This is a genomic window from Streptomyces sp. NBC_00989, from assembly GCF_045162655.1.
In the GTDB taxonomy this organism is placed as follows: Bacteria; Actinomycetota; Actinomycetes; order Streptomycetales; family Streptomycetaceae; genus Streptomyces.
In genome coordinates this window covers 6,621,249-6,646,349 of the sequence record NZ_CP108728.1, presented here as the reverse complement: position 1 = coordinate 6,646,349, position 25,101 = coordinate 6,621,249, and the positions used below count along the sequence as shown (strand labels likewise).

The following is a 25,101-nucleotide window of genomic DNA, read 5'->3' as shown; positions in this document are numbered from 1 at the left end:
ACCGGGGCCCCAAGGGATTCGCGGAGGATCGGGAACTGTGGGCACCAGGGGCAAGAGAAGGCGCGTACCCGAGCGGCGGAAGGCAAGACCCGCCGTGGTCGGCGGTGCGATCGCCGTGGCCGTCGTAGGGGCGGGCGTCGGCGCCTACGCGCTGTACGACGGCGGGGCGTCGGCCGAGGCGCGCACCCAGGCCACCGCGGACCACAAGGCCATCAAGAAGGGCCCGTTGTCGGCGGCGGAGGTGCAGACGACCGCGAAGCGGTACCTGGCCGACTGGCAGCAGGGCAAGGTCGCCCAGGCCGCCGCCACGACGGACCAGTCGGCGGCGGCCGCCGCCCTGCTCACCGGCTACACGAAGAACGCCCACATGAAGGGCATCACCGTCACCGAGGGCGCCCGCACCGGCACCAAGGTCCCCTTCTCCGTGAAGTGCACGGTGTCGTACAAGGGCATCAACAAGCCGATGACGTACGCCACTTCACTCACCGTCGTGCGCAGCGCGAAGGACGGCAAGCCGTACGTCCAGTGGCACGCCTCCGTCGTCCACCCCGACCTCGCGGACGGCGACACCCTGGTGACGGGCGAGTCCGGCACCCCGCCGATCAAGGCCTACGACCGTGACGGCGGCGAGCTGACGACGGCCAAGTACCCGTCCCTGGGGCCGGTGTTGGACGGGCTGCGGGAGAAGTTCGGCAAGAAGGCGGGCGGCAAGGCGGGCATCGAACTCCGGGTGGTCCGGGGCAAGAAGTCCAAGGAGTCCGACAAGACGCTCGTCGAGCTGAGCAAGGGCACACCGGGCAAGGTGAAGACGACGCTCAGCCCGACCCTCCAGGCGGCCGCCGAGACGCAGGTCGGCAAGCAGAAGAACTCCTCGGCCGTGATGATGCGCGCGTCGACCGGCGAGATCCTGGCCGTCGCGAACGCCTCGCACGGTTTCAACGTGGCCTTCCAGGGCTCCCTCGCCCCCGGTTCCACGATGAAGATCGTGACGTCGACGATGCTCTTCGAGAAGAACCTCATCACCCCGGACGCGTCCCATCCCTGCCCCAAGACCTACAAGTTGGCGGGCTGGACCTTCCACAACGACGACGACTCGGAGATCAAGAAGGGCACGTTCAAGATGGCCTTCGGGGCCTCCTGCAACAACGCCTTCATCAACTTCGCGCCCAAGCTGTCCAACAGCGACCTGACGACGGAGGCCCAGCAGGTCTACGGCCTCGGCATGAACAACTGGGCCATCGGCGTCCCCACCTTCGACGGCTCCGTCCCCGTGCAGAGCGGCGCGCAGATGGGCGCCTCGCTGATCGGCCAGGGCGGGGTCCGCATGAACCCGCTGAACATGGCGTCGGTCGCCGCCACGGTCGACACGGGCACCTTCCACCAGCCGTACCTGGTCTCCCCGACGGTCGACAACCGCACGCTCGCGAAGGCCTCGCGCACGATGTCGTCGACGACGCAGTCGGAGCTGAAGGAGGTCATGCAGTACACGGCGGCCTACGGCACGGCGGCCCAGGCGATGTCCGGGCTCGGTTCCGACTACGGCGCGAAGACCGGCTCGGCGGAGGTCGACGGCCAGAAGAAGCCCAACGGCTGGTTCACCGCGTACAAGGGCGACCTCGTCGCCGCGGGCGTCGTCCAGGCGGGCGGCCACGGCGGCGACACCGCGGGCCCGATCGTGGCGGCCCTGCTGAAGCTGGGCAGCGGCCTCGGGGGCTGAATCCCCTGAGCGTCCGGGCTCCTGTGGGGCTCAGCTCGCGACGGGCGCGGTGGCCATATAGGTCCGCCGCAGGAACCGCATGATCGTCTTCGTCTCGAACTGGACGACGGAGACGCCCTCCTCGGAGTGGAACTCGACCACGGCCTGCACCCGCCCGCACGGCCAGACCCGCACCTCGCCGCTGCCGGCCGGGGCGCGCAGCCCCTCTTCCAGCAGCTCCCGGTCGAAGGTCCATTCATGCGGTCCGGGCAGATCGATACGGACGGCTCGGGGATCGGATTCGGGGTCGTACCGCAGGACTACGGGGACCGCGTCACGGTCCAGCCGGTCCACGTCCTCGTCGGTGACGATATGGGCTCGCGCGTACTGTTCGACTACGGACATCGGGCGGCCCCTTACGCTGAGTGACCTGTGTGAAAGCTATGCATCCGCTTCCACTACCCAAATGTCGCACATTTTCTCGGGAGCGCCCTCCGGGGCGACAGATCTCACATGTCGGCATGAGACTGTCTGGCTCTTGCAAAGGACTCGCAACAAGCATCTAAAATCATCCCGTGCATGTGCCTGACGGATTCATCGACGCCCCCATATCCGCAGCGACCGGTGTGGTCGCCGCCGGCGCCATCGCCGTGAGCCTGCGCGGCGCGCGCCGCGAACTCGACGAGCGGACGGCGCCGCTGGCGGGCCTGGTCGCCGCGTTCATCTTCGCCGTGCAGATGCTCAACTTCCCGGTGGCGGCCGGAACCAGCGGCCACCTCCTGGGCGGTGCGCTGGCCGCGATCCTGGTCGGCCCCTATACCGGCGTGCTCTGCGTCTCGGTCGTCCTCCTCATGCAGGGCATCCTGTTCGCGGACGGCGGCCTGACCGCACTGGGGGTGAACATCACCGACATGGCGATCACGACGACGGTCGTGGCCTACGCCGTCTTCCGCGGCCTGGTCAAGATCCTCCCGCGCACCCGCCGCTCGATCACCGCCGCGTCCTTCACCGCGGCCCTGCTCTCCGTCCCCGCCGCCGCCCTCGTCTTCACCCTCCTCTACGCCCTCGGCGGCACCACCGACGTCTCCCTCGGCAAGGTCGCCACCGCGATGATCGGCGTGCACGTCCTCATCGGCATCGGCGAGGCCGCGATCACCGCGCTGACGGTCGGCGCGGTGATCGCCGTACGCCCCGATCTGGTCTACGGCGCACGCGGCCTGGAGCAGCGCCTCAAGCTGCGCGTGAACGGCGAACTCGTGGACGCCCAGGCCCCGTTGGAGCCCGCCACCCCCCGGACCTCCCGCCGCAAACTGTGGATCGGCGGCCTGGTCGCGTCCCTCCTCCTCGCCGGTTTCGTCAGCTTCTACGCCTCCTCGAACCCCGACGGCCTGGAGAAGGTGGCCGCCGACCAGGGCATCGACCAGAAGGCGAAGGAACACGCCTCAGCCGACTCCCCGCTGGCCGACTACGGCGTGCGCGATGTCGACGACGCGCGGCTCTCCGGAGGCCTCGCGGGCGTGATCGGCGTGGGCGTCACGGTCGTGGCGGGCAGCGGCGTCTTCTGGGCGGTCCGCAAGCGTCGTAGCACCTCGCAGGCGGCCTGAGATGGGCGCGGGCCACGCCCACCGCCTCTACCGGCACGGCCACTCCCCCGTCCACGCGCTGCCCCCGCACACCAAACTGGCCGCCGTCTTCGCCTTCGTGGTGGTCGTGGTGTCGACCCCGCGCGAGGCGATGTGGGCGTTCGGCCTCTACGCCGTGCTGCTCGCGTGCGTCGCGTACACGGCCCGCGTACCTGCCGCCTTCCTCCTCCGCCGGCTGCTGATCGAGATCCCGTTCGTCGCCTTCGCGGTCCTCATGCCCTTCGTGGCGGAGGGCGAGCAAGTGACCGTCCTGGGCGTGCAGTTGAGCGTGAACGGCCTCTGGGGCGCGTGGAACGTCCTGGCCAAGGGCACGCTGGGCGTAGCCGCCTCGGTCCTCCTCGCCGCCACCACCGAACTCCGCGAACTCCTCCTGGGCCTCCAGCGGTTGAAGCTCCCGCCCCTCCTCGTCCAGATCGCGTCCTTCATGATCCGCTACGGCGATGTCATCACGGACGAGATGCGCCGGATGCGGATCGCCCGCGAGTCACGGGGTTTCGAGGCCCGGGGCATCCGCCACTGGGGCGTGCTCGCGAAGTCGGCGGGCGCGCTGTTCATCCGCTCCTACGAGCGCGGGGAGCGGGTCCATCTGGCCATGGTGAGCCGGGGTTACACGGGCTCCATGCCGGTGATCGACGAGGTGACCGCGGACCGGGCGCAGTGGTCGTACGCCCTCGCACTGCCCTGTGCCGCCCTTGTCGTATGCCTGTTGGGATGGACGCTGTGACGGACGACGCCGTGATCGATGACGCTGTGCCCCCTTCGCTCGAAGTCTCCGGGCTGGCCTTCGCCTACCCCGACGGCCAACAGGCCCTGTTCGGCGTCGACTTCACCGTCGCGCGCGGCGAGCGGGTCGCCCTGCTCGGCCCGAACGGCGCCGGCAAGACCACCCTCGTGCTCCACCTCAACGGCATCCTCACGGCCGGCGCCGGTACGGTGACGGTGGCCGGACTCCCGGTCGGCAAGCGGCACATGGCGGAGATCAGGCGCCGGGTCGGGATCGTCTTCCAGGACCCCGACGACCAGTTGTTCATGCCGACGGTCCGCGAGGACGTGGCGTTCGGCCCGGCGGCGGCCGGGCTGAAGGGCGCCGAGCTGGAGCAACGGGTGCGTACGGCACTGGAGTTGGTCGGCATGGCGGACTTCGCGGACCGTCCCCCGCACCATCTGTCGTTCGGCCAACGGCGCCGAGTGGCAGTGGCGACGGTCCTGGCGATGGAACCGGAGATCCTCGTCCTCGACGAGCCCTCCTCCAACCTCGACCCCGCCTCCCGCCGCGAACTGGCCGACATCCTGCGGTCGTTGGACGTGACGGTCCTCATGGTCACGCACGACCTGCCGTACGCCCTGGAGTTGTGCCCGCGCGCGCTCGTCCTCAGCGAGGGTGTGATCGCGGCGGACGGGAAGACCGGCGAACTCCTCTCCGACGACGCGTTGATGCGCGCCCATCGCCTGGAGTTGCCCTTCGGGTTCGACCCGCGGTCCGTGACAATGGGCGCGTGACGAACGAGGATCCCGAGGACCACACTGCTGCCGGGTCGCTGCTCCTCGACGAGCAGTTGTGCTTCGCGCTGTACGCGGCCCAGCGGGCGCTGACGGCCGCGTACCGCCCCCTCCTGGAGGAGCTGGAGCTGACCTACCCGCAGTACCTCGTCCTCCTCGTCCTGTGGGAGCGCGGCGAGACCACGATCAAGGACCTCGCGACGGCCCTGCGCCTGGACTACGGCACGGTGTCGCCGTTGCTGAAGCGCCTGGAGGCGGCCGGGCTCGTCCGCCGGGAGCGCGCGGCACACGACGAGCGCTCGGTCCTGGTCGCCTGCACGGAGCGCGGTACGGCCCTCAGGGAGCGCGCGACCCGCGTGCCCGGCGCGCTGCTCGCGGCGACGGAGCTGGAGATGCCCGAGGTCGTACGCCTGCGCGCGGAACTGTGGCGGCTGGCGGAGCGCGCGGAGGCGGCGGCGGAACGGGCACGCTGACCTGCTGACCTCGGGTTACCGACGGTTCGTACCCCTGAAGGACACGGCCGCACTACTCGCCAGTATCTTGTGCACGATGTAGTTGCGCACTCTCGTGTGTCCGTGTTTCCGCCCCGGGGGAGGTCCCGCCATGACCGACGACACCGCTGCCACCGCCGACACCGCTGTCGACACCCGCCCGACGAAGATCATGTACGTCGCCGAGGCCACCGCCCACGGCGGCCGGGACGGCTTCGTCAGCAGCCAGGACGGCCAGCTCGCCCTCCAGGTCGCGATGCCCCCGGCACTGGGCGGCGACGGCAACGGCACCAACCCCGAACAGCTCTTCGCGGCCGGCTACAGCTCCTGCTTCCACAACGCGCTGGTCCTGGTCGGCCGCAGGGCGGGCTTCGACCTGACCGGTTCCACGGTCGCCGCGAAGGTCGGCATCGGCCCCAACAAGCAGCGCGGCTACGGCCTCGCGGTCGCCCTGAGCGTGTCCCTCCCGATCCTCGACGCGGACATCGCGGCGAAGCTGGTGGACGCGGCGCACGAGGTCTGCCCGTACTCGAACGCGACCCGCGGGAACATCGACGTGACGATCCTCCTTGGTTGAAGAAGGAGAGCCGGACGGCGAGCGGGACGGCGGAACGAGGAGCACGGACGTGGACGTGAACGGTGTGGTGGCCGAGGGCTTCGAGCCGGTCAGGGATGCGTTCGCGGCGAACTTCGAGGCACGCGGGGACCGGGGCGCGGCGGTGACGGTGTACCGGCACGGGCACCGGGTCGTGGACCTCTGGGCGGGCACGAAGGACGTCGACGGCACCGCGCCCTGGGAGCAGGGCACGGCCCAGATCGTCCGCTCGGCGACGAAGGGCGTGGCAGCCGCCGTACTCCTGCTGCTGGCGCAGCGCGGGGAACTGGACCTGGACGCTCCGGTGGGCGAGTACTGGCCGGAGTACAAGGCGGCCGGCAAGGAACGCACCCTGGTGTGGCACCTGCTCGCGCACCGCGCGGGCGTGCCGGTACTGGACCGCCCGTTGACCCCGGAGCAGGCCGCCGACCCGGTGCTCAGCGCGACGGCGGTGGCGGCGCAGGCACCGGCGTGGGAGCCGGGCACGGACCACGGGTACCACGCGCAGACGTACAGCTGGCTGACCGGTGAGCTGGTTCGCCGGGTGACGGGCCGGTCGATCGGCGAGTGGATCGCGGACGAGATCGCGGGCCCGGTCGGGGCGGACCTGTGGGTGGGCCTGCCGGCGTCCGAGACGCACCGGGTGGGCCGGGTGGCGCAGGTGGAGGCCCCGGTGACGACGGACACGGGCGTCCTCCACACCCGCCCCAAGCGGTCGGTCTCCGAGGCGTACGCGAACCCCGACTCCCTCACCCGGCGCGCGTTCGGGGCGATCACCCCGATGCCGGACGAGAACGACCCGGCGTACCGAGCGGCCGTACTCCCCGCGTCGAACGGCATCGCGACGGCGGATGGACTGGCCCGTGTCTACGCGTCGCTGATCGGCGAACTGGACGGCGGAACAAGGCTGTTCACCCCGGAGACAGCCGAACTGGCGCGCACGGAACGCTCGTCGGGCCCGGACCGCGTCCTCGTGATCACCACCCGCTTCGGCCTGGGCTACATGCTGCACGGCAGCGCGTCGCCGCTCCTGTCGGGGACCTCCTTCGGCCACCCGGGCCGAGGCGGCGCGCTGGGCTTCGCCGACCCCGAGTCGGGCATCGCGTTCGGTTACGTCACGAACGGCTTCCGCAAGAGCGTGACGGCGGACCCGAGGGCACAGGCGCTGGTGAGGGCGGTACGGGCGTCTTTGCCGCACCCGGAATGAACCGCCCCGACCGGAAGGTTCCCCGTCCATGACGCCCAAGAACGACGACACCGACGCCCGCACGATCACCAACCCGCCCACGCTGCACGATCCGACCCCGTTCGGCTACAGCCACGCGGTCTCGGCACCCGGTGAACTCGTCTTCATCGCGGGCCAGTACGCCTCCGACGAGACGGGCGCACCGGTGCCGGGCGACTTCGCGGCACAGGTGGAGGTGGCGTTCACCCGCCTACGTTCCGCGCTGGCGGGAGTGGGCCTGGACTTCGAACACGTGGTCCGCCTCGGCACGTTCATCGTCGACCACGACCTCACCAAGCTGGAAACCCTCGGCAAGGCGCTCCACACCCACTTCGGCGACCGCCTGCCGGCCCAGACCCTCAGCGGGGTCGCGTCCCTCGCGCTGCCGGGGATGCTGTTCGAGGTGGACGCGGTGGCGGTACGGCCCGTCTGACCGGAGCGGCCTCAGGCGGGTGCCACTTCCGGGATCAGCGCGCGAACGCGTGCCTCGATCGCGTCCCGGATCGGGCGAACGGCCTCAACGCCCTGTCCCGCGGGGTCGTCGAGCTGCCAGTCGAGGTACCGCTTGCCGGGGAAGACGGGGCAGGCGTCGCCGCACCCCATGGTGATCACGACGTCGGACGCCTGTACGGCCGCCACGGTGAGGATCTTCGGAACCTCGGCGGAGAGGTCGACGCCGACCTCACCCATCGCCTCGACCACGGCCGGATTGACCGCGTCCCCAGGAGCCGATCCGGCGGAGCGGACCTCGACGCGGTCGCCCGCGAGGTGGGTGAGGAAGGCGGCGGCCATCTGGGAGCGACCGGCGTTGTGGACGCAGACGAACAGCACCGACGGGCGCGAAGGGGGAGCACTCATGGCGGGTGACTTTCTGGAGGCGTGATCAGGAGGCAGCGGGTTCGGGCTCGGGTCGGCCGCCCGGGTCACGGATGGGGTGGCGGGCCGGGGCGGCCAGCGGGCCGTGGACGACGGCCACGACGCCGAACCCGAGCGCGCCGCCGAGCAGTTGGGCGGCGATGAACGGGACGACGGAGGCCGGCGCGATCCCGGCGAAGGTGTCGGTGAAGGCCCGTCCGATGGTCACCGCCGGGTTCGCGAACGACGTCGAGGAGGTGAACCAGTACGCGGCACCGATGTACGAGGCCACCGCCGCCGGGGCGAGCGCGGCACGACCGATCCGCCCCAGGCCGAGGACCAGCAGGATCAGCCCGGCCGTGGCGACGACCTCCCCCAGCCACAGCTGCCCCGCGAAACGGTCGTGCCCGGAGAACCTCACCAGCGGCTCGCCGAACATCGCGTCGGCCAGGACCGCACCGCCGACCGCCCCCACGATCTGGGCGGGTACGTACGCGACGACGTCCCGCGGGGTGAGCCCGCCCGGGGCGCGGCGACCGCTGAACCAGACGGCGAGGGTGACGACCGGGTTGAAGTGCGCGCCGGACACCGGCCCGAACACCGTGATCAGTACGCCCAGGCCGAACACGGTGGCGAGGGAGTTGGCGAGCAGCTGTACGCCGGCATCGTGTGACAGGCCGGTGGCCTGAATGCCGGAGCCGACCACCACCGCCACCAGCAACCCGGTACCGATCGCCTCCGCGGCGACCCGGCGGCCGAGCGGAGCGTTCACGCGCGGGCCCCGGCAGGCTCCGGGGTGGTCAGGAACGCGGCGAGCCGGTCCAGCATGTCGGGCAGCACCCAGTAGTACACCCAGGTGCCGCGCCGCTCGCAGTCGATGAGTCCGGCTTGCCGCAGCAGCTTGAGGTGATGGGAGATCGTCGGCTGGGAGAGCTCGAAGGCAGGCGTCAGCTCACACACACAGACCTCACCGCCCTCGCCCCGCGAGGCGATCATCGACATCAGACGCAGCCGGACCGGGTCGCCCAGGGCCTTGAAGACCTTCGCCAGGTCGACGGCCTGGTCCTCGTCGAGCGGCGCGGCGGCCAGCCCGGAACAGCAGGCGGCATCCTGTCCGATCACCACAAGCTCTTGTTTCGACATTCTTCTATGTTGACGTTCTTCGATACAGAGCGCAAGGTGGCAGCGGACACCTTCCTGCGGCAGACACCTGGGAGCGACTCATGAACGAACAGTCCACCGACCTGCGCGAGACCGTCCGCCTGCGGTACGCGGCGGCAGCCGTGAAGGTCACCGAAGGCGGCACGGCCTGTTGCGGACCGCAGCCGGTCGAGATCGACGACGAGAACTTCGGCTCGACCCTGTACGCGGCCGAGGAGCGCGACGCGCTGCCCACCGAGGCGGTCGCGGCCTCGCTGGGCTGCGGCAACCCGAGCGCCGTCGCGGAACTGCGCGAGGGCGAGCGCGTGCTCGACCTCGGCTCCGGCGGCGGCATCGACGTCCTGCTCTCCGCCCGCCGCGTCGGCCCGACCGGCAAGGCGTACGGCCTGGACATGACCGAGGAGATGCTCACCCTCGCCCTGGCCAACACGGCCAAGGCGGGCGCGACGAACGTGGAGTTCCTCAAGGGCACCATCGAGGCGATCCCGCTGCCCGCGAACACCATCGACGTCGTGATCTCCAACTGCGTCATCAACCTGTCCACCGACAAGCCGACCGTGTTCGCCGAGACGTTCCGCGTCCTGCGGCCCGGCGGCCGGATCGGCGTCTCCGACGTGGTCGCCGACGACACCCTCAGCACCACCCAGCGGGCCGAACGCGGGGACTACGTCGGCTGCATCGCCGGAGCGCTGTCCTTCGCCGAATACGACCAAGGACTGGCGGCGGCCGGCTTCACGAACATCGAGATCACCCCGACCCACTCCGTCGCCGACGGCATGCACTCCGCGATCATCCGCGCGGACAAGCCCACCACGGCCACCACGACCCCCACCGGATGAACCTGCCAGAGCCCTAACCAGCCCGCAGCATGAGCCCGATCCCGACGACCAGCAGTCCGGCCGCCGCGATGCGTGGGGCTCCGAAGCGTTCCTTGAAGAAGACGGCTCCGATGGCCGCGCCGACGATGATCGACGACTCGCGCAGGGCGGCGATCGGGGCGAGGTCCGCGCGGGTCTGGGCCCACAGGACGAGGCCGTACGCCGTCACGGACAGGGCGGCGCCGAGGAAGCCGACGGCGGCGAACGGCCGTAGTTTCGCGACGAATTGACCCCGCCAGCGGTGCAGGGCGTACGCCGGGACGGCCAGCCCCTCGATCGCCATCAGCCAGGCGATGTAGCCGAGCGAGGACCCCGAGGCGCGTACGCCCAGCCCGTCGACGACGGTGTACGCGGCGATCGACACGCCCGTCGCCAACGCGGCCCCGATCGCGGCCCAGTTGGGCCGTCGCCCGCGCATTCCCCACAGGGCGACGCCGGTCAGGCCCGCGCACGACAGGGCGATGCCGGCGGCGGCCCAGGCGTTCGGCACCTCGTGGGCGAAGACGGCGGCCAGCACGGTCACGAGGAGAGGGGCGGTGCCGCGTGCGATGGGATACGCCTGCCCGAAGTCCCCCAGCCGGAAGGACTTCATCAGCAGCACGAAGTACACGACGTGGATGACGCCCGACACGATCAGATACGGCCAGGCCGCGGCCGCCGGGAACCCTGCGAACGGCGCCAGCGCCAACCCGATCAGCGTCCCGCCGCCCGCGATCAGTGTGAAGCCGACGAGTTTGTCCGTGATGCGGTGGGCGAGGGCGTTCCAACAGGCGTGGGTGACGGCGGCGAGCAGGACGGCGGCGGCGACTTCCGGAGTCACGTGGTCTGCTCGCGCACGTCCACCAGAGTGGCACCGGCGTACGCGACGAGTTCCTTGGGCTCCATGGGGAACACGGCGTGCGGATTGCCTGCGGCGGCCCACACGACGTCATGCGCGAGCAGCGACCGATCGGCCAACACCCGCGTCTTCGTACGGTGTCCAAAGGGCGGCACGCCTCCGATGGCGTACCCGGTCGTCTCCCGTACGACGTCTGCCTTGGCCCGGGTGACCTTCTCCGCGCCGAGTTCCCGCTGGACGAGTTCCAGGTCCACCCTCGATGCCCCGTCCATCAGCACCAGTACCGGAACCCCGTCCGCCGCAAAGATCAGTGACTTGCAGATCTCACTCAACTCGCACCCGATCGCGGCGGCGGCCTCGGCGGCGGTACGGGTGGCGTCCGGGAAGCGCCGAATACGACCGAGGAGGTCCCCGAGCCCCAACTCCCGTAGCGCATCGGCGAATCGGGGGTTGGCGCCGGAGTTGTCGTCTTCGGTGTTGTTCATGCTCATGCAGGCACGGTAGCGGCGGGTGCACTGGGCCTGCGACTGAGTTCTGAACGTTGGACCACTCGCTTCTCAGCCAGTGTCGTGCTTCCACGGCCCGAGTAAAGGGCGCTCCCTCCGGTCGCGTCGGCTACGCCGATTCCGCTCCGCTCCACCCTTGACTCGACCCGCTCCAGCCCGTTCCAGAAGCGAGCGAGCAGCCCGAAGGAACGGGTGGCCAGGCATGAACTCCCTTACCTGTACTGCGTTCCGGGCCGGAGCGAGGGGACGCGCTGCCGTCTCGCCAGCACGCCGCCCCGGCTCAGCGGCCAACCCCGAGTGGGGGGGTGCTAGAAGCTGGGAAAAATTTAACCACCGTCACAGCCTTTGACCGGTTAGAAGAACACCCAGCTTCCAGCGACCCCCACCCACCGGACGTTGGCCGCCAAGCCCGCCCGGCGTGCAGGCGAGACGCGAACGCGCACCCTCCACACCGACCGACAACGCAGTACAGGCAAGGGCGTTCATGCCTGGCCACCCGTTCCTCGGGGCCGCTCGCTCGCTTCTCCAACGGGCTGGAGTGCACCGAGTCAAGGGTGAAGCGCAGCGGAATCGCCACAGGCGACGCGTAGCGCAGCGGAGCGCCCTTTACTCGGGGCGCGGAAGCCCGACACTCACAAAGAAGCGGGCGGCCCGACGTTCACTTCGCAACGTACGTGACGAACTCGCCCCAAACGGGAGCGGAGAGAGCGAGCTGCGCACCCAGCTTGTTCTTCGAGTCCCGGACATGGATCGCCGCGGGGGTAGTAGCCACCTCGACGCAGTCGCCGGATTCATTGCTGCTGCTGTAGCTGCTCTTGAACCAGTGGAGTTGCGAGGTGCTCATAGTGCTCCCAGCGCTTGCTCGATGAAGGCCAGCGACTCTCTCGGCGTGAGAGCCTGGGCCCGCATCATCCCATAGCGCAGTTCAAGGACCCGAAGATCCCTGGGGTTTGAGACCGGGCGACCGTTGAACGCCCCGTCGGACCGTCCGATCGCTGTGCCGTCGCTGAACTTCAGCACCTCGATCAGGCCGTTCATGCCGGCGTGCTCCTCGCAATCGGTAGGCATGACCTGAAGGGCGACGTTCCGCAACCTCCCTACCTCCAGCAGGTGTTCGAGCTGTCGACGCAGCACCGCCTTGCCACCGATCGGGCGTTCCAGCGTCACCTGTTCCTGAATGAAGCAGAGTGCAGGTTCGGGCGACCGGTCGAAGACGGACTTCCGAGCAATACGGGCGGCCACGTCCCGATCCACCACATCCTGGGGGTAGGGAGGCTGCCGAATGTCGAACAACGCCTGCATGTACTCGGGCGTTTGCAGCAGACCATGGATGTTGTGGTTGCTGTAAAGCAGCATCTCCACCGCCCGGTCTTCCATCTCCTTCAGCTCCCGCACCTTCTTCGGGTACCGAGCCTTCTGCATGTCCTCCATGAACGCCCTCAAGTTCCCCTGGGCGTTCAACAGTTGGTCCACCCGGTCCAGGAACTCCGGCCTCGGGATCCGCACCCCGCGCTCGATCTTCCGGATCATGTCCTCGCCGTAGCGCATCGCTTCCGCCAGGTCCGCCACCCGCATCCCCGCCAGCTCCCGGAAAACCCTGAGCATCCGCCCCACCGCCTGCACCAACGGCTCGATCTCGTCGCCGGGTTCGACATCCCAACCGGCCTCGTCCTCAATCTCGTTCATGCCCCACCTCCATCGCGCACCCGTACCCGTACAACCACCGAGACAGCCGAGACAGTGCGGGACAAAGCCGAGACAGTAACGCTACGCACCGGCGCCATCACTCACCCAGGGAAGCGAAACCGGCCACGCTGAGTGACATGAATCAAGAAATCGCCGCCCCTCCCAACTTCACCGTCCTGCTGTCCCCCACCCCCCGAGGCGCACGTCTCGCCCGGCTCCTCGCCACAGAGCAACTCCGCGCCTGGGAAGTCCCGTTGGACCGGGCCGTTCAGATCGTCGCCGAGCTGGCGGCCAACGCGGCGACGCATGGGCGGGTCCAGGGACGCGACTTCCGGCTGACCCTGTACGTCGTCGCCGGAACTCTTCGTATCGAGGTGACGGACACGCGCGGCGAGCTGCTGCCCCGGCTTCAACAAGCGGACCCGCGTGGGGAATCGGGCCGGGGGCTGCTTCTCGTGGACGCTCTGGCCGACCGTTGGGGTGTCACCCCGGGTCCGCGTCCGCGCAAGACGGTCTGGGCCGAGGTGAAGATGTGAGTGAGGGTCAGCCTCCGAGTACGACGTCCTTCGTCTCCTCGACTCCCGCCGTACGGCCCGGTGCCGTGTGGTACTTCCAGTACAGGTTCGTGTGGGCGATGACCTGCTCCGGCGGCGGCGCACCCCACTTGCTCAGGTCCGACGTGGTGTGGGCGTCGCCGACGAGTGTCACGTCGTAGCCGCGTACGAACGCGCCGTGGAGCGTGGAGCGGATGCACGCGTCGGTGGACGCGCCCGCCACCACCAGGCGGCCGACCTGCGCGGCCGCCAGCACCTCTTCGAGGGAGGTGTCCTCGAAGGAGTCGGGGTAGTGCTTGGGCACCAGGGGCTCCCCGTCCCAGAGGTGCAGCTCGGGGACGTACTCCCAGGCCTCGCTGCCTACCGTCACGTTCTCGTCGGAGTGCTGGACCCAGACGACCGGGACGCCTTCCTCGCGGGCCCTGTCGACGAGCGTGGAGATGTTGGCGACGACCGCGTCACGCTCGTACGCGTCGGCCACGACGCCGACCTGGACGTCGATCACGAGGAGTGCGGTGTGGGGACGTTCTGCGAGTGTGGTCATGCCCAACACGCTAGTCCGGCCCACTGACATCGGCTCGGTTCACAGCGGTTGGGAGCGGTTGGGAGCGGTTCAGAGCGGGCTGAAACCCGGTTCGACCGGTCCGGCCTCTCCCCGCTCCGCCAGTTCCGCCAGGTCCTCCGGCTCCAGGAACTCCAGCGCCTCCGGGTCGAGTCCGTGGTGCGGCTCCACATCCCGCAACTGCTCGACGAAGTCGAGGACGAACGCGCTGAACGGTCCCTCGAAGACCTCCGGTTCCGCCCCGTGGCTGTGGGTGACGACCTTCCAGCGGTCCGGGGCCGGGTCGCAGGGCCAGAAGAAGTGTTCGGCGCCGGAGTGGTCGTAGCCCCAGGAGACCAGGCCACCGGGTTCCGGGTGGAAGGGGAAGGGGTGGAAGTCCGGGTTGCGGCGCCGGCTCGCGCCGAACCTCTCGTGGATCTTCCGCATCCTGTCCAGGAGCAAGCCGGTGCCCCGAGGGTGGAAGACCACCAGTTCGTCGCAGATCACGCCCGTACCGTAGGCGTCGAGAAAGGCCTTGAAGTCGGCGGGCAGTGCAGAGGCGACGTACGCCTCGACCTCGGTCCAGTCGTCGGCGGACGGTTCCCGTGACGCCGTCGACGGGCCCAGCAGCCGCACCAGTTCATCCAGTGCTGTCACGTCCGCCACCCTGTCACCGACGCGAACTGCCGCGCCACCCGGATCCGGTGACGCGGCAGATCAGTTGCCCGGTGCCTCAGTGCCTCGCGGCAGCCGCCTCAGGCCCGGACCAACTCCCGGTCCTCATCGGGATCCGAGTCCTTGGAGTCCAGCTCGCGCAGGCCCTCACCCTCGACGTCCACGTTGGGCAGGATCCGGTCCAGCCACTTCGGCAGCCACCACGCCCGCTTGCCGAACAGTGCGAGCACCGCCGGGACGATCGCCATGCGGACCACGAACGCGTCGAAGAAGACCGCGACCGCCAGACCGAAACCGATCATCTTGACCATGGACTCGCTGGAGGTGATGAAGCCGGCGAAGACCGCCATCATGATGACCGCCGCGGCGGTGACGACCCGCGCACCGTGCCTGAACCCGGTGACGACGGCCTGGCTGGGCTTCTCGCCATGGACGTACGCCTCGCGCATCCGGGTCACGAGGAACACCTCGTAGTCCATCGCCAGGCCGAAGACCACGCCCACCAGGAAGATCGGCATCATCGACATGATCGGACCGGTCTCCTCCACGCCGATCAGCCCCGACAGCCAGCCCCACTGGAAGACGGCGACGACCGCACCGAGCGAGGCGAGCACGCTGAGCAGGAAGCCGAGGGCCGCCTTCAGCGGGACCAGGATCGAGCGGAAGACCACGATCAGGAGCAGGAACGCCAGGCCTACCACCAGGGCCAGGTACGGGATCAGGGCGTCGTTGAGCTTCTGCGAGAAGTCGATGTTCATCGCCGTGGTGCCGGTGACCAGCACCTGCGCGTCCGTGTCGGCCTTGATGCCGGCGCCCTCGTCACGGATGGAGTGCACCAGGTCCTCGGTGGTCACCGACGACGGCTTGGAGTCGGGCACGACGGTGATCGTCGCGGTGTCACCGGCCTTGTTGAACATGGCCGGACTGACCGAGACCACGTCGTCGAGGGTCTTGATCTTGTCGGTCACCGTGGTGGCGGCGGCCTTGGGCGCATCGCTGTTCTTGGCGTCCACGACGATCATCAGCGGGCCGTTGAAGCCGGGGCCGAAGCCCTCCGCGAGGAGGTCGTAGGCCCGTCGCTGGGTGGTGGACGTGGGCTGTGAGCTGTCGTCGGGCAGACCCAGTTGGAGCTGGCTGGCCGGCAGCGCGATCGCGCCGAGGCCGAGCACGCTGAGGATCAGGACGGCGGCGGGTCGCCGTACGACGAAGCTCGCCCAGCGGGTGCCCATGTTCGGCCTGGCCGCCTTGGCCGCTTCCTTGGCGCTGCCGCCGCCCAGCCACTTGGCCTTCTCGCCGGTGGGCTTGATCCTGCGGCCCGCGTAGCCGAGGAGCGCCGGGATCATGGTCAGGGCGATGAGCACCGCGACCACGACCGTGCCCGCCGCCGCGACACCCATCTTGGTCAGCATCGGCACGTTGACGACCGCGAGACCGGCCAGCGCGATGACGACCGTGAGACCGGCGAAGACCACCGCCGAACCCGCGGTGCCGACGGCCCGGCCGGCCGCGTCCTCGCGTTCGCGGCCCTCGGCCAGCTCGGCCCGGTAGCGGGACACGATGAACAGCGCGTAGTCGATGCCGACGGCGAGGCCGATCATCATCGCCAGCGTCGAAGTCGTCGATCCCAGGTCCAGCGTCTTCGCCAGGGCAGTGATCGTCGAAACACCGATCCCCACCCCGATGATCGCCGTCAGCAGCGGCAGGCCGGCCGAGACCAGCGAGCCCAGCGTGATGACGAGGACGACGGCGGCCAGGGCGATACCGATGATCTCGCCGACACCCATCTCGGCGGCGGCCTGGAGCGCGTCACCGCCGACGTCGACGGTCAGCCCGGTGGCCCGGGCCTGGGCCGCGGTGTCCTCAAGGGCGTCCTTGCTGGAGTCCTTGAGCTCCATGCCGGCGACGTCGTACTTCACCGAGGTGTAGGCGACGGTCCCGTCCTTGCTCACGGCGTTCGTGGTGAACGGGTCGGAGACGGAGACGACTTCGGAGCCGTCGGCGAGCTCCTTCACCGTCTTCTCGACGGTCGCCTTGTTGTCGACGTCGGTCATCTTCTCGCCGCTCGGCGCCTTGAAGACGACGCGCGCGGTGCCGCCGTCCGAACTGGAGCCGGGGAAGCGCTGGTCCAGCAGGTCGAAGGCCTTCTGGGCCTCGGTCCCGGGTATGGAGAACGAGGTGGAGCCCGCGGCGGGCGCGCTGGCCGCGCCGACTCCCGCGAGGGTCAGCAGGGCGATCCAGATGAGGGCGACGAAGTGGCGTCGCCTGAAGGCGAGCCGGCCGACTTTGTAGAGGAACGTGGCCACGAGGGCGTACTCCCGGTCAGGTCGTGGGGTTCTTCGGGGCAGGGGTGATCGACCGGTTGGGGACACGGCTGATCTGCCCGACGACGTGAGCGGTTACGTCAGGTGGGCGTGCTGTGGATACGTCAGGTGGTGGTGGGTGCGCCGAGTGCGGGGAGCACCACGGCGTCGATGTACGACAGCAGGAAGGCCTGGGTGGGCGGCTGCTCGTCGATCATGGTGCGGGCGGCGAACCCGCCGATCATCATGTGCACGATGTACTCGATCGCCGGATTGTCGGCACGGATCTCACCCCGGTCGATCGCCCGCCGGAGCATCGTCTGGAACTCCGCCATCTCGGGTTCGACGAGGTGTTCCCGGAACGCCTTGAGGAGGTCCGGGTTGCCGTGCATCGCCATGGCCAGGCCCCGCATGAGCGCGGAGTTCTGCTCCATCTCGCAGTCGTCCGACCGCATCGTGAGGGCGTGGAAGTCGCCCCTGAGCGAACCGGTGTCGACTGCGGCGGCCGAGGCGCCGGGCTTGTTGTGCCGCACCGCTTTGGCCACCAGCTCGGCCTTGCCGCCCCACTGGCGGTAGAGCGTCGCCTTGCTGGACTTGGTGCGGGCCGCCACGGCGTCCATGGTGAGGGCGTCGTAGCCGACTTCCCGGAGCAGGTCGAGCACGGCCGCGTACAGCTCGGCCTCGCGCTCGGGTGTGATGCGACTGCGACGCGCCGTTGCGACTTCAGTCATGCCACTCACCTCTCCGGATCCGAACGAGACGGTTTCGTACCGGCCTCGTAGTCACGAATGTAGCGCACTCCTCTACGAAACGAAACCGTTTCGTACGTGTGGAGATTCACCCGCCGGATCGCATCGGCGATTTTTCACAAGTTGCTCGGGTCCGTCCCCCGGAAAAGCATAGGGACGTGAGCTATCTGCGCCTGCCGCACCTCAGTGGCGACCTCCTGAGCTTCGTGGCCGAGGACGACCTCTGGCTGGCCCCTCTCGACGGCAGGGGCCGCGCCTGGCGGCTCACCGTCGACCGTACGAAAGTCGGTCATCCCCGCTTCTCCCCCGACGGCCGCCACATCGCGTACACGACCTGGCGCAGCCTGGTCCCGGAGATCCATCTCGCGCCGGTCGAGGGCGGCCCCGGCCGCCGGCTCACGTACTGGGGCAGCGCCGACACCCAGGTCTGCGGCTGGACACCGGACGGCGACATCCTCGCCGTCGCCTCGCACGGCGAGCCGTTCTCGTACTTCACCTGGGCCCACAAGGTCCCCACCGACGGCGACCCCGGCGGCCGCCTCCCCTGGGGCCCGGTCTCCGACATCCAGCTCGCCGACATCGACGGCGAACGCCAGACCCTCCTCCTGACCGGCACTCCGCCGCACGAACCGGCCGCCTGGAAGCGCTACCGCGGCGGCGCCATGGGCCGCCTCTGGCTGCACGGCCGCCGCCTGCTCGCCGACCTGGAGGGCCACCTGCACTCCCCCATGTTCGTCGACGGCCGCATCGCCTTCCTCTCCGACCACGAGGGCATCGGCAACCTCTATTCCTGCTCCTACGACGGCTCCGACCTCCGGCGCCACACCGACCACGACGCCTTCTACGCCCGGCACGCCGCGAGCGACGGCACCCGCGTCGTGTACCAGTGCGCCGGTGACCTGTGGATCGTCGACGACCTGTCGGCGGCCTCGGTCCCCCGCAAGCTGGACGTGCAGCTGAGCGGGCCGCGCGCGGGCCGCCGCACCTACCAAGTACCCGCCGCCCAGCACGTGGACGGCATCTCGGTCGACGAGACGGGCCGCGCGAGCGCGGTCGTCGTCCGCGGCAGCCTGTACTGGCTGACCCACCGCGACGGCCCCGCCCGCACCATCACCGACACCCCGGGCGTACGGGTCCGCCTCCCCGAGATGTTGGGCTCCGGCGGGCAGGTCGCCTACGTCACGGACGCGGACGGCGAGGACGCGATCGAGATCGCCTACCTCCCCCGGGCCTCCGGCGAACGCGAGCCCCGCCGACTCGCCTCCGGCGAGGTGGGCCGCGTACTGGAGTTGGTGTCCGACACCGCGGGCGAGCGCCTGGCGATCGCGGCCCACGACGGTCGGCTCCTGCTCCTGGACGCGACGGAGGAGTCCAACGGCGAGGTGACGGAGCTGATCCGCTCGATCAACGGGCCGGTCCGCGACCTCGCCTTCTCCCCCGACGGCACCTGGCTGACCTGGTCCCACCCGGGCATCGGCCGCTCGCTCCGCCAGATCAAGATGGCGCGCATAAAGGACCGTTTGATCGTCGACGTCACCAACGGCCGCTTCGAGGACGAGAATCCGGTCTTCACACGGGACGGCCGCTACCTCGCCTTCCTCTCCTGGCGCGGCTTCGACCCGGTCTACGACGTCCACACCGGCGACCTCTCCTTCCCGCTCGGCTGCCGCCCGTACCTGGTGCCGCTGTCCTCGGCGACGCCGTCCCCGTTCGCGCTGACCCCGGAGGGCCGCCCGGCCGCCGGGGGTCTCGACGCGGCGGAGGACGACGAGGGCGCGGACGGCGCGGTGACGGTGGAGGTCGAAGGGCTGGAGAGCCGGGTCACTCCATTCCCCGTTTCCGCCTCCAAGTACTCGGCGCTGTACCCGGTTTCGGGCGGTGGCCTGGTCTGGCTGCGCTGGCCGATCTCGGGCGCGCTGGGCGAGACCTTCGCCAACCCGGACGACACGAGCGGCCGGCCGACCCTCGAGTACTTCAACATCAGCAAGGCGAAGAAGTCCGAACTGGTCGACCACCTCGACTGGTTCGCGGTGAGCGGCGACGGCTCGCGACTGGTCGTGGTCGACGAGGACGAACTACGCGCAGTCCCTTCAACGGAGTCCGGCGACAGCGACTCGACCGTCTGGATCGACCTCCGCCGCATCCTCCACGAGGTGGACCCGCCCGCCGAATGGCGCCAGTCGTACGAGGAGGCGGGCCGCCTGATCCGCGCGTACTACTGGGACCCGCAGATGTGCGGCATCGACTGGACCGGGGTCCTGGACCAGTACCGCCCGCTGGTCGAACGGGTGGCGTCCCCCGACGACTTCGCGGACCTGCTCCGCGAGGTCCTGGGCGAGTTGGGCACGTCCCACGCCTACGTCACCGCGTCCCGCCGCAACGAGGGCCCGCCCCACTACCAGCGCCGACAGGGCCTGCTGGGCGCCAACTTCGTGCGCAGGGAGGGCGGTTGGACGGTGGCACGCATCCTCCCCGGCGAGTCCTCGGACTCCAAGGCCCGCTCGCCCCTGGCCGGCACGGGCATCCGGGAGGGCGCGATCCTGACCCACGTGGACGGCCGCCCGGTCGACGAACTCACCGGCCCCTACCCCCTGTTGGCAGGCGCGGGCGGCACCACGGTGGAGCTGACCTTCACCCCGGCGGAGGGCGAGGGCAGGGCCCGCCGCGTCGCGGTCGTCCCCCTCATCGACGAACGCCCCCTGCGCTACCAGGACTGGGTGGCCAAACGCCGGGCCGTGGTACGGGAGTTGAGCGGCGGCCACTGCGGCTATCTCCACATCCCCGACATGGGCGGCTCCGGCTGGGCCCAGTTCAACCGCGACCTGCGCCTGGAGGTGTCCCGCCCGGCCCTCATCGTCGACGTACGCGGCAACGCGGGCGGCCACATCAGCGAGTTGGTGGTGGAGAAGCTGACGCGCACGATCCTGGGCTGGGACCTGACCCGCAACGCCCAGCCGGTGTCGTACGCCTCAAACGCCCCAAGGGGCCCGGTAGTTGCCCTCGCCGACGAGGCGACCTCCTCGGACGGCGACATGATCACAGCCGCCTTCAAGCTCCTCAAGCTCGGCCCGGTGGTAGGCCAACGCACCTGGGGCGGAGTGGTCGGCATGACCGGCCGCCACCAACTCGGCGACGGCACGGTGATCACGGTCCCCATGAACGCCGCCTGGTTCGACGCATACGGCTGGTCCGTGGAAAACAGGGGCGTAACCCCCGACTTGGAGATCCTCCGCACCCCCCTGGACTGGGCAGAGGGCCGCCACGCCCAACTGGACGACGCGATCAGGCTGGCCCTGGACCTGTTGTCCATCCACCCGGCGGCAACCCCGCCCGACTACTCATCCGTCCCGGACCGAAGCAGACCGAAGTTGCCGCCACGTTCTTGAGAGGGACGCCGGCAACTCCCCGTTTTTTAGGGACGCGGGGAACTGCGCGACCAGCCCCCACCGGGCGGCACTCAACAACGAAACGTGGGGCGCCCCAAAACACAGGGCGCCCCACGCAAACAGACCTCAACTACACGTCGTAGTCCTGGTCCATCCGGTCCTCTTCACGCTGCACCCGCTCAGACACCTCGTCCCGCTGAGCGCCCCGCTCGGACACCTCGTCCTTGCCCTGGCCCATCTTGTCCTTGGCCTTGTTCGCGAGCTCTTCGGCCTTGTCCTGGAACTGGTCCTTCATACCCATGTGGGTTCACTCCCGTACTGAGGGGGGGACTTGTGGGCCCCTAGGTGGGGCCTCGACCAGATTCACACGCCGGGACAAACACCGCATTTCGATCAGTCACGCTCCGTAGCGCGCCCCGTCGCACGCGCGGCCTCGTCCGCCGCCCCACCCGCCCCGACGAGCCCAGACCGCATCCCCTCCAACCGCGCCCCGAACCGCCGCATCTCCCGCTGCCCCACCGACCCGATGACCCCCGGCAGGTACCCCCGCACCCCCTGCATCCCCCGCAACCACCACTGCCCGTACACATGACTGGACCGCCGCTCGATCCCGGCGACGATCCGGTCCACGGCCGGCCCCAGCGGATACGTCTTGTTGGACGGCCAGGGCAACCGCTCCCTCAACTCCCGCATGACCGCGTCCTGATCAGCCCCGCGCACCATGTCCGTGTCGGTCCAGGACAGATACCCGACCCCGACCCGCACCCCCTTGTAACCGACCTCGGCGCGCAGGCTGTGCGCGTACGCCTCGACGCCGGACTTGGACGCGCAGTACGCGGTCATCATCGGCGCCGGCGTGATCGCGGCCAGCGAGGCGATCTGCAGCAGATACCCCCGGCTCTCCATCAACACGGGCAGAAACGCCCGCGCGGTCACCGCGGACCCGATCAGATTGACCTCGATCACCCGCCGCCACGCGACCGGATCGGAGTCGAGGAAGGGCCCGCCGTTCGCGACACCCGCGTTGGCGACGACGATGTCGACCTTCCCGAACCGCTCCTTGACCTCATGCGCCACCCGAGCCATCGCCTCGTGATCGGTGACGTCGGCGTACCAGTGGTCGCTGTCGGTGTGCAGTCGTTCGGAGACCTGCTTGAGCTCGTCCGCTTCCAGCCCGACGAGCGCCAACTTGGCCCCGCGCGCGGAGAGTTTGCGGGCGAGCAACTCGCCGACCCCCCGTGCGGCGCCGGTCACGACCGCGACCTGACCCTCAAGGCTCACCTTGCCGCTCATGCACCCTCCTTGACCTGATCGCCCTGATTGAACTGCACGTAAGCCGCGGCCAGTTCACGGATCTTCGCGCTGACCAAATCCGGCGCCTCGACGGGCGTCATATGACCGAGCCCGGGAAGTTCGGTGATCCCGATGCAGTTGGGCAGCGCGGCGACCAACGCCCGCGCATGCACCGGCGGCGTCATCCGGTCCGCCGTACCGACGACGACGGCCGTCGGCACCGCCAACTCCCTTACGCCGTGGTCGAGATCGAGCGTGTCGAGGACCCGCGACCACGCGTACCGCACCGCCCGCGGACACGCGTGCACGATCCGCGCGCACGCCTCGACCATGTGCGGTGCCGAACCGGGGCCCATGGTCCCGTACTTGAGGATCCGCCGCGCGGTCGGCGTGACCGGCCCGAGCGGCGCCCGCGTCCCGAGGACCCTCCGGGTCAGCCAGGTCCGCGCCCGCCCGGGCCTCAACGGCACGACCAGCGACTCGTCGACCAGCCGCGAACTCCCCGTACTGCACAGCAGAACGGCCACCACGTGCTCCCGGAACCCCGCCCGCCCGGCAGCCGCGAGCACGGTCATCCCGCCCATGGAGTGCCCGGCGATCACGGCCTTCTCCCCGGGCGCGAGCGTCTCCTCCAGTACGGCTTCCAGGTCGTCGGCGAGCGCGTCGGTACTGTGCGCGACGGCCACCGGACTGCGCCCGTGCCCCCGCTGGTCGTAGGCGATGACGCGGTGATCGACGGCCAAGTCCCGTACCTGCGCGGCCCAGAAGGCCGTAGAGCAGGTCCAGCCGTGCGAGAGGACGACGGCGGGCGCGTCCTCGCGGCCGTGCACCTCGACGTGCAGGCGGGAGCCGTCGGCCGAGGTGACGGTGAGTTCGCGGGCGGGGACGGGCGGGGCGTACGGCCCGGACGAGACGTGCATGAGCCGGCTCACGCGTCCACCACTTCCGGCTGTTCCGTCTTTCTGTTGGCCTGCGCCCGCACGACCTCGTACTCCATGAGGTCGACTCGCCTTGTGGCCTTGCGGAATTCGGCCGTCGTGCCGGGCCAGATGGTGGTGTTGAGGCCGGAGGCGTCCAGGTACCAGCTGGTGCAGCCGCCCGTGTTCCACACCGTGCGCTTCATCCGCTCCTGCACGCGCTCGTTCCACGCGTCCACCGCGCCCGGCCGGGCGTCGAGGGCGACGCGGCCGCCCAGGACGTCCAACTGCCGTACGTAGTCGGCGAGATAGTTCAGCTGGGACTCGATCATCAGGATCATCGAGGAGTTCCCTAGGCCGGTGTTGGGCCCGATGATGGTCATCCAGTTGGGGAACCCGGCCGCGGAGGCCCCGCGCAGGGCCCGCATTCCACCCGACCACGCCTCGGCGAGCGTCCGCCCGTCCGCGCCGACGACCCGGTCGGCGATCGGCATGTCCGTGACGTGGAAACCCGTACCGAAGACGATCGCGTCGACCTCGGCCGTACTGCCGTCGGCGGCGACGACGGTCGAGCCGCGGATCTCGCTCAACCCGCTTGCCACGACATCGACGTTGGCCTGGGCGAGGGCGGGATAGTAGGTGCTGGAGAGCAGGATGCGCTTGCAGCCGATGCGGTAGTCGGGGGTGAGCCGGGCGCGCAGGGCCGGGTCCTTGATGGAGCGGGCCATGTTCCGCTTGGCCAACTGCTCGACCATTCCCAGCTCGTTGGGCCGCTTGGTGAACGCCTGGACCTGCAACTCCCGCAGCCCCCACAGGAGTCCGCGCCGGGCCCGGGTGGTGAAGGGCAGCGCGCGGTGCACGGCACGTTCGGCGCCGCTGATGGGGCGGTCGATACGGGGCATCACCCAGGGCGGGGTGCGCTGGAAGAGGGTGAGGCGCTCCACGTCGGGCTGGATCGCCGGCACGATCTGGATCGCGGAGGCGCCGGTACCGACCATGGCGACGCGTTTGCCGCGCAGGTCGTAGTCGTGGTCCCAGCGGGCCGAGTGGAAGACCTCGCCGGGGAAGGAGTCGAGCCCCGGGATGTCCGGGATCTTGGGGTCGGACAGCGGCCCGGTGGCGGAGACGACGAGGTCGGCGGAGTAGGAACCGCCGGTGGTCTCTATGTCCCAGCGCAGCCGCTCCGCGTCCCAAGTCATCATCTTGACCTCGGAGTTGAAGCGGATGTGGGACCGCAGCCGGAAGACGTCCGCGACGTTCTCCAGGTACGCGCGGATGTGTTCCTGCCCGGAGAAGGTGCGCGGCCAGTCGGCGTTCGGCGCGAAGGAGAACGAGTACAGATGGGACGGTACGTCGCAGGCGCAGCCGGGATAGCTGTTGTCCCGCCAGGTCCCGCCCACGCTGTCGGCGCGCTCCAGGACGACGAAGTCGGTGACCCCCTCGCGCCGCAGCCGCACCGCGGCTCCCAGCCCGCCGAACCCGGAGCCGATCACCGCCACCCGCACATGCTCGTGTTCGGTCATCCCGTGCCCTTCCATACGACCATCCGACCACGCCAGTGAACACTGGCGCAATCGGAGCGTAGAGCAGCTCCCTACCGATGGGTAGGGGG

Annotated in this window: 27 protein-coding genes; 11 read left to right on the top strand and 16 right to left on the bottom strand. The window is 69.8% G+C overall.

The features are described 5' to 3' along the window. Window positions 1–37: 37 nt before the first annotated feature. Complete coding sequence (locus tag OG714_RS29625) at window positions 38–1,717, top strand: penicillin-binding transpeptidase domain-containing protein (RefSeq protein WP_406125520.1); 1,680 nt, start codon at window positions 38–40, stop codon at window positions 1,715–1,717. Window positions 1,718–1,747: 30 nt separating this feature from the next. Here OG714_RS29625 and OG714_RS29620 read toward each other — a convergent pair whose 3' ends face one another. Beyond that, a complete protein-coding gene (locus OG714_RS29620; RefSeq protein WP_406125518.1) occupies window positions 1,748–2,101 on the bottom strand; it encodes an SsgA family sporulation/cell division regulator in 354 nt (117 codons plus the stop codon). A gap of 170 nt (window positions 2,102–2,271) precedes the next feature. On the opposite strand from OG714_RS29620, the gene OG714_RS29615 reads away from it, so the two are divergent. From OG714_RS29615 to OG714_RS29585, 7 genes are all read left to right on the top strand, one after another. Continuing rightward, complete coding sequence (locus OG714_RS29615; protein ID WP_406125517.1) at window positions 2,272–3,300, top strand: energy-coupling factor ABC transporter permease; 1,029 nt, start codon at window positions 2,272–2,274, stop codon at window positions 3,298–3,300. A 1-nt stretch (window position 3,301) separates the two neighbouring features. Next, a complete protein-coding gene (gene cbiQ / locus OG714_RS29610) occupies window positions 3,302–4,063 on the top strand; it encodes a cobalt ECF transporter T component CbiQ (RefSeq protein WP_406125516.1) in 762 nt (253 codons plus the stop codon). Further along, entirely contained in the window at window positions 4,051–4,839 is a 789-nt protein-coding gene (locus OG714_RS29605) for an energy-coupling factor ABC transporter ATP-binding protein (protein WP_406125515.1), read from the top strand. The genes cbiQ and OG714_RS29605 overlap by 13 nt, the downstream gene beginning before the upstream one ends. Further along, entirely contained in the window at window positions 4,836–5,312 is a 477-nt protein-coding gene (locus OG714_RS29600) for a MarR family winged helix-turn-helix transcriptional regulator (RefSeq protein WP_406125514.1), read from the top strand. The genes OG714_RS29605 and OG714_RS29600 overlap by 4 nt, the downstream gene beginning before the upstream one ends. Window positions 5,313–5,442: 130 nt before the next feature. Next, complete coding sequence (locus OG714_RS29595) at window positions 5,443–5,907, top strand: organic hydroperoxide resistance protein (RefSeq protein ID WP_406125512.1); 465 nt, start codon at window positions 5,443–5,445, stop codon at window positions 5,905–5,907. A gap of 49 nt (window positions 5,908–5,956) precedes the next feature. Beyond that, the gene (locus tag OG714_RS29590; protein ID WP_406125510.1) at window positions 5,957–7,132 is read left to right on the top strand and encodes a serine hydrolase domain-containing protein; all 1,176 of its coding nucleotides are present in this window, start codon (window positions 5,957–5,959) and stop codon (window positions 7,130–7,132) included. A 28-nt stretch (window positions 7,133–7,160) separates the two neighbouring features. Next, entirely contained in the window at window positions 7,161–7,583 is a 423-nt protein-coding gene (locus OG714_RS29585) for a RidA family protein (RefSeq protein ID WP_406125508.1), read from the top strand. An 11-nt stretch (window positions 7,584–7,594) separates the two neighbouring features. Here the strand turns inward: OG714_RS29585 and OG714_RS29580 are convergent, their stop codons facing one another. Genes OG714_RS29580 through OG714_RS29570 form a run of 3 tightly spaced genes read right to left on the bottom strand, consistent with a single transcriptional unit; the run spans window position 7,595 to window position 9,148 of the window. Then, window positions 7,595–8,008 carry an arsenate reductase ArsC gene (locus OG714_RS29580; protein ID WP_406125507.1) on the bottom strand — a complete coding sequence of 138 codons (414 nt, stop codon included), beginning with the start codon at window positions 8,006–8,008 and terminating at the stop codon, window positions 7,595–7,597. Window positions 8,009–8,033: 25 nt separating this feature from the next. Beyond that, complete coding sequence (locus tag OG714_RS29575) at window positions 8,034–8,777, bottom strand: aquaporin (RefSeq protein WP_406125506.1); 744 nt, start codon at window positions 8,775–8,777, stop codon at window positions 8,034–8,036. Beyond that, window positions 8,774–9,148, bottom strand: a complete 375-nt coding sequence (locus OG714_RS29570; protein ID WP_406125505.1) for an ArsR/SmtB family transcription factor — start codon at window positions 9,146–9,148, stop codon at window positions 8,774–8,776. Before OG714_RS29570 ends, OG714_RS29575 begins: the two co-directional genes overlap by 4 nt. Window positions 9,149–9,228: 80 nt before the next feature. Here OG714_RS29570 and arsM point away from each other — a divergent pair, with 80 nt between their 5' ends. Further along, the gene (gene arsM, locus OG714_RS29565) at window positions 9,229–10,005 is read left to right on the top strand and encodes an arsenite methyltransferase (protein WP_406125504.1); all 777 of its coding nucleotides are present in this window, start codon (window positions 9,229–9,231) and stop codon (window positions 10,003–10,005) included. Window positions 10,006–10,018: 13 nt separating this feature from the next. Here arsM and OG714_RS29560 read toward each other — a convergent pair whose 3' ends face one another. The 4 genes from OG714_RS29560 to OG714_RS29545 form a co-directional block, all read right to left on the bottom strand. Continuing rightward, entirely contained in the window at window positions 10,019–10,864 is an 846-nt protein-coding gene (locus OG714_RS29560) for a DMT family transporter (RefSeq protein ID WP_406125502.1), read from the bottom strand. Then, window positions 10,861–11,373: a YbaK/EbsC family protein gene (locus OG714_RS29555; protein ID WP_406125501.1), complete on the bottom strand. Its 513-nt coding sequence runs from the start codon at window positions 11,371–11,373 to the stop codon at window positions 10,861–10,863. Before OG714_RS29555 ends, OG714_RS29560 begins: the two co-directional genes overlap by 4 nt. Before the next feature lie 673 nt (window positions 11,374–12,046). After that, window positions 12,047–12,232, bottom strand: a complete 186-nt coding sequence (locus OG714_RS29550) for a DUF397 domain-containing protein (RefSeq protein WP_406125499.1) — start codon at window positions 12,230–12,232, stop codon at window positions 12,047–12,049. After that, window positions 12,229–13,074 carry a helix-turn-helix domain-containing protein gene (locus tag OG714_RS29545; RefSeq protein WP_406125497.1) on the bottom strand — a complete coding sequence of 282 codons (846 nt, stop codon included), beginning with the start codon at window positions 13,072–13,074 and terminating at the stop codon, window positions 12,229–12,231. The genes OG714_RS29550 and OG714_RS29545 overlap by 4 nt, the downstream gene beginning before the upstream one ends. Window positions 13,075–13,211: 137 nt before the next feature. On the opposite strand from OG714_RS29545, the gene OG714_RS29540 reads away from it, so the two are divergent. Beyond that, entirely contained in the window at window positions 13,212–13,610 is a 399-nt protein-coding gene (locus OG714_RS29540; protein ID WP_406125495.1) for an ATP-binding protein, read from the top strand. Window positions 13,611–13,617: 7 nt separating this feature from the next. On the opposite strand, the gene OG714_RS29535 is transcribed toward OG714_RS29540, so the two are convergent. The 4 genes from OG714_RS29535 to OG714_RS29520 all read right to left on the bottom strand — a co-directional run bounded on the left by OG714_RS29535 (window position 13,618) and on the right by OG714_RS29520 (window position 17,875). Next, entirely contained in the window at window positions 13,618–14,172 is a 555-nt protein-coding gene (locus OG714_RS29535) for an isochorismatase family protein (protein ID WP_406125494.1), read from the bottom strand. 69 nt (window positions 14,173–14,241) lie between these two features. Continuing rightward, window positions 14,242–14,826, bottom strand: coding sequence for a hypothetical protein (locus OG714_RS29530; RefSeq protein WP_406125492.1), 585 nt, complete (start codon window positions 14,824–14,826; stop codon window positions 14,242–14,244). Window positions 14,827–14,924: 98 nt separating this feature from the next. Continuing rightward, entirely contained in the window at window positions 14,925–17,147 is a 2,223-nt protein-coding gene (locus OG714_RS29525) for an MMPL family transporter (protein ID WP_406125491.1), read from the bottom strand. A gap of 122 nt (window positions 17,148–17,269) precedes the next feature. Next, on the bottom strand, window positions 17,270–17,875 hold the full coding sequence (locus tag OG714_RS29520) for a TetR/AcrR family transcriptional regulator (protein ID WP_406125489.1): 606 nt from the start codon (window positions 17,873–17,875) through the stop codon (window positions 17,270–17,272). Between the two features lie 176 nt (window positions 17,876–18,051). Between OG714_RS29520 and OG714_RS29515 the strand changes: the two genes are divergently transcribed. Next, window positions 18,052–21,279 (top strand): S41 family peptidase, encoded by a 3,228-nt coding sequence (locus OG714_RS29515; RefSeq protein WP_406125488.1) that lies wholly within the window; start codon window positions 18,052–18,054, stop codon window positions 21,277–21,279. A 130-nt stretch (window positions 21,280–21,409) separates the two neighbouring features. Here OG714_RS29515 and OG714_RS29510 read toward each other — a convergent pair whose 3' ends face one another. The 4 genes from OG714_RS29510 to OG714_RS29495 all read right to left on the bottom strand — a co-directional run bounded on the left by OG714_RS29510 (window position 21,410) and on the right by OG714_RS29495 (window position 25,012). Further along, on the bottom strand, window positions 21,410–21,580 hold the full coding sequence (locus tag OG714_RS29510) for a hypothetical protein (protein WP_406125487.1): 171 nt from the start codon (window positions 21,578–21,580) through the stop codon (window positions 21,410–21,412). A 92-nt stretch (window positions 21,581–21,672) separates the two neighbouring features. After that, window positions 21,673–22,572 carry an SDR family oxidoreductase gene (locus tag OG714_RS29505; protein ID WP_406125485.1) on the bottom strand — a complete coding sequence of 300 codons (900 nt, stop codon included), beginning with the start codon at window positions 22,570–22,572 and terminating at the stop codon, window positions 21,673–21,675. Next, entirely contained in the window at window positions 22,569–23,504 is a 936-nt protein-coding gene (locus tag OG714_RS29500; RefSeq protein ID WP_406125483.1) for an alpha/beta fold hydrolase, read from the bottom strand. Before OG714_RS29500 ends, OG714_RS29505 begins: the two co-directional genes overlap by 4 nt. Next, complete coding sequence (locus OG714_RS29495) at window positions 23,501–25,012, bottom strand: flavin-containing monooxygenase (RefSeq protein WP_406125481.1); 1,512 nt, start codon at window positions 25,010–25,012, stop codon at window positions 23,501–23,503. The genes OG714_RS29500 and OG714_RS29495 overlap by 4 nt, the downstream gene beginning before the upstream one ends. Between the last annotated feature and the right edge of the window lie 89 nt (window positions 25,013–25,101).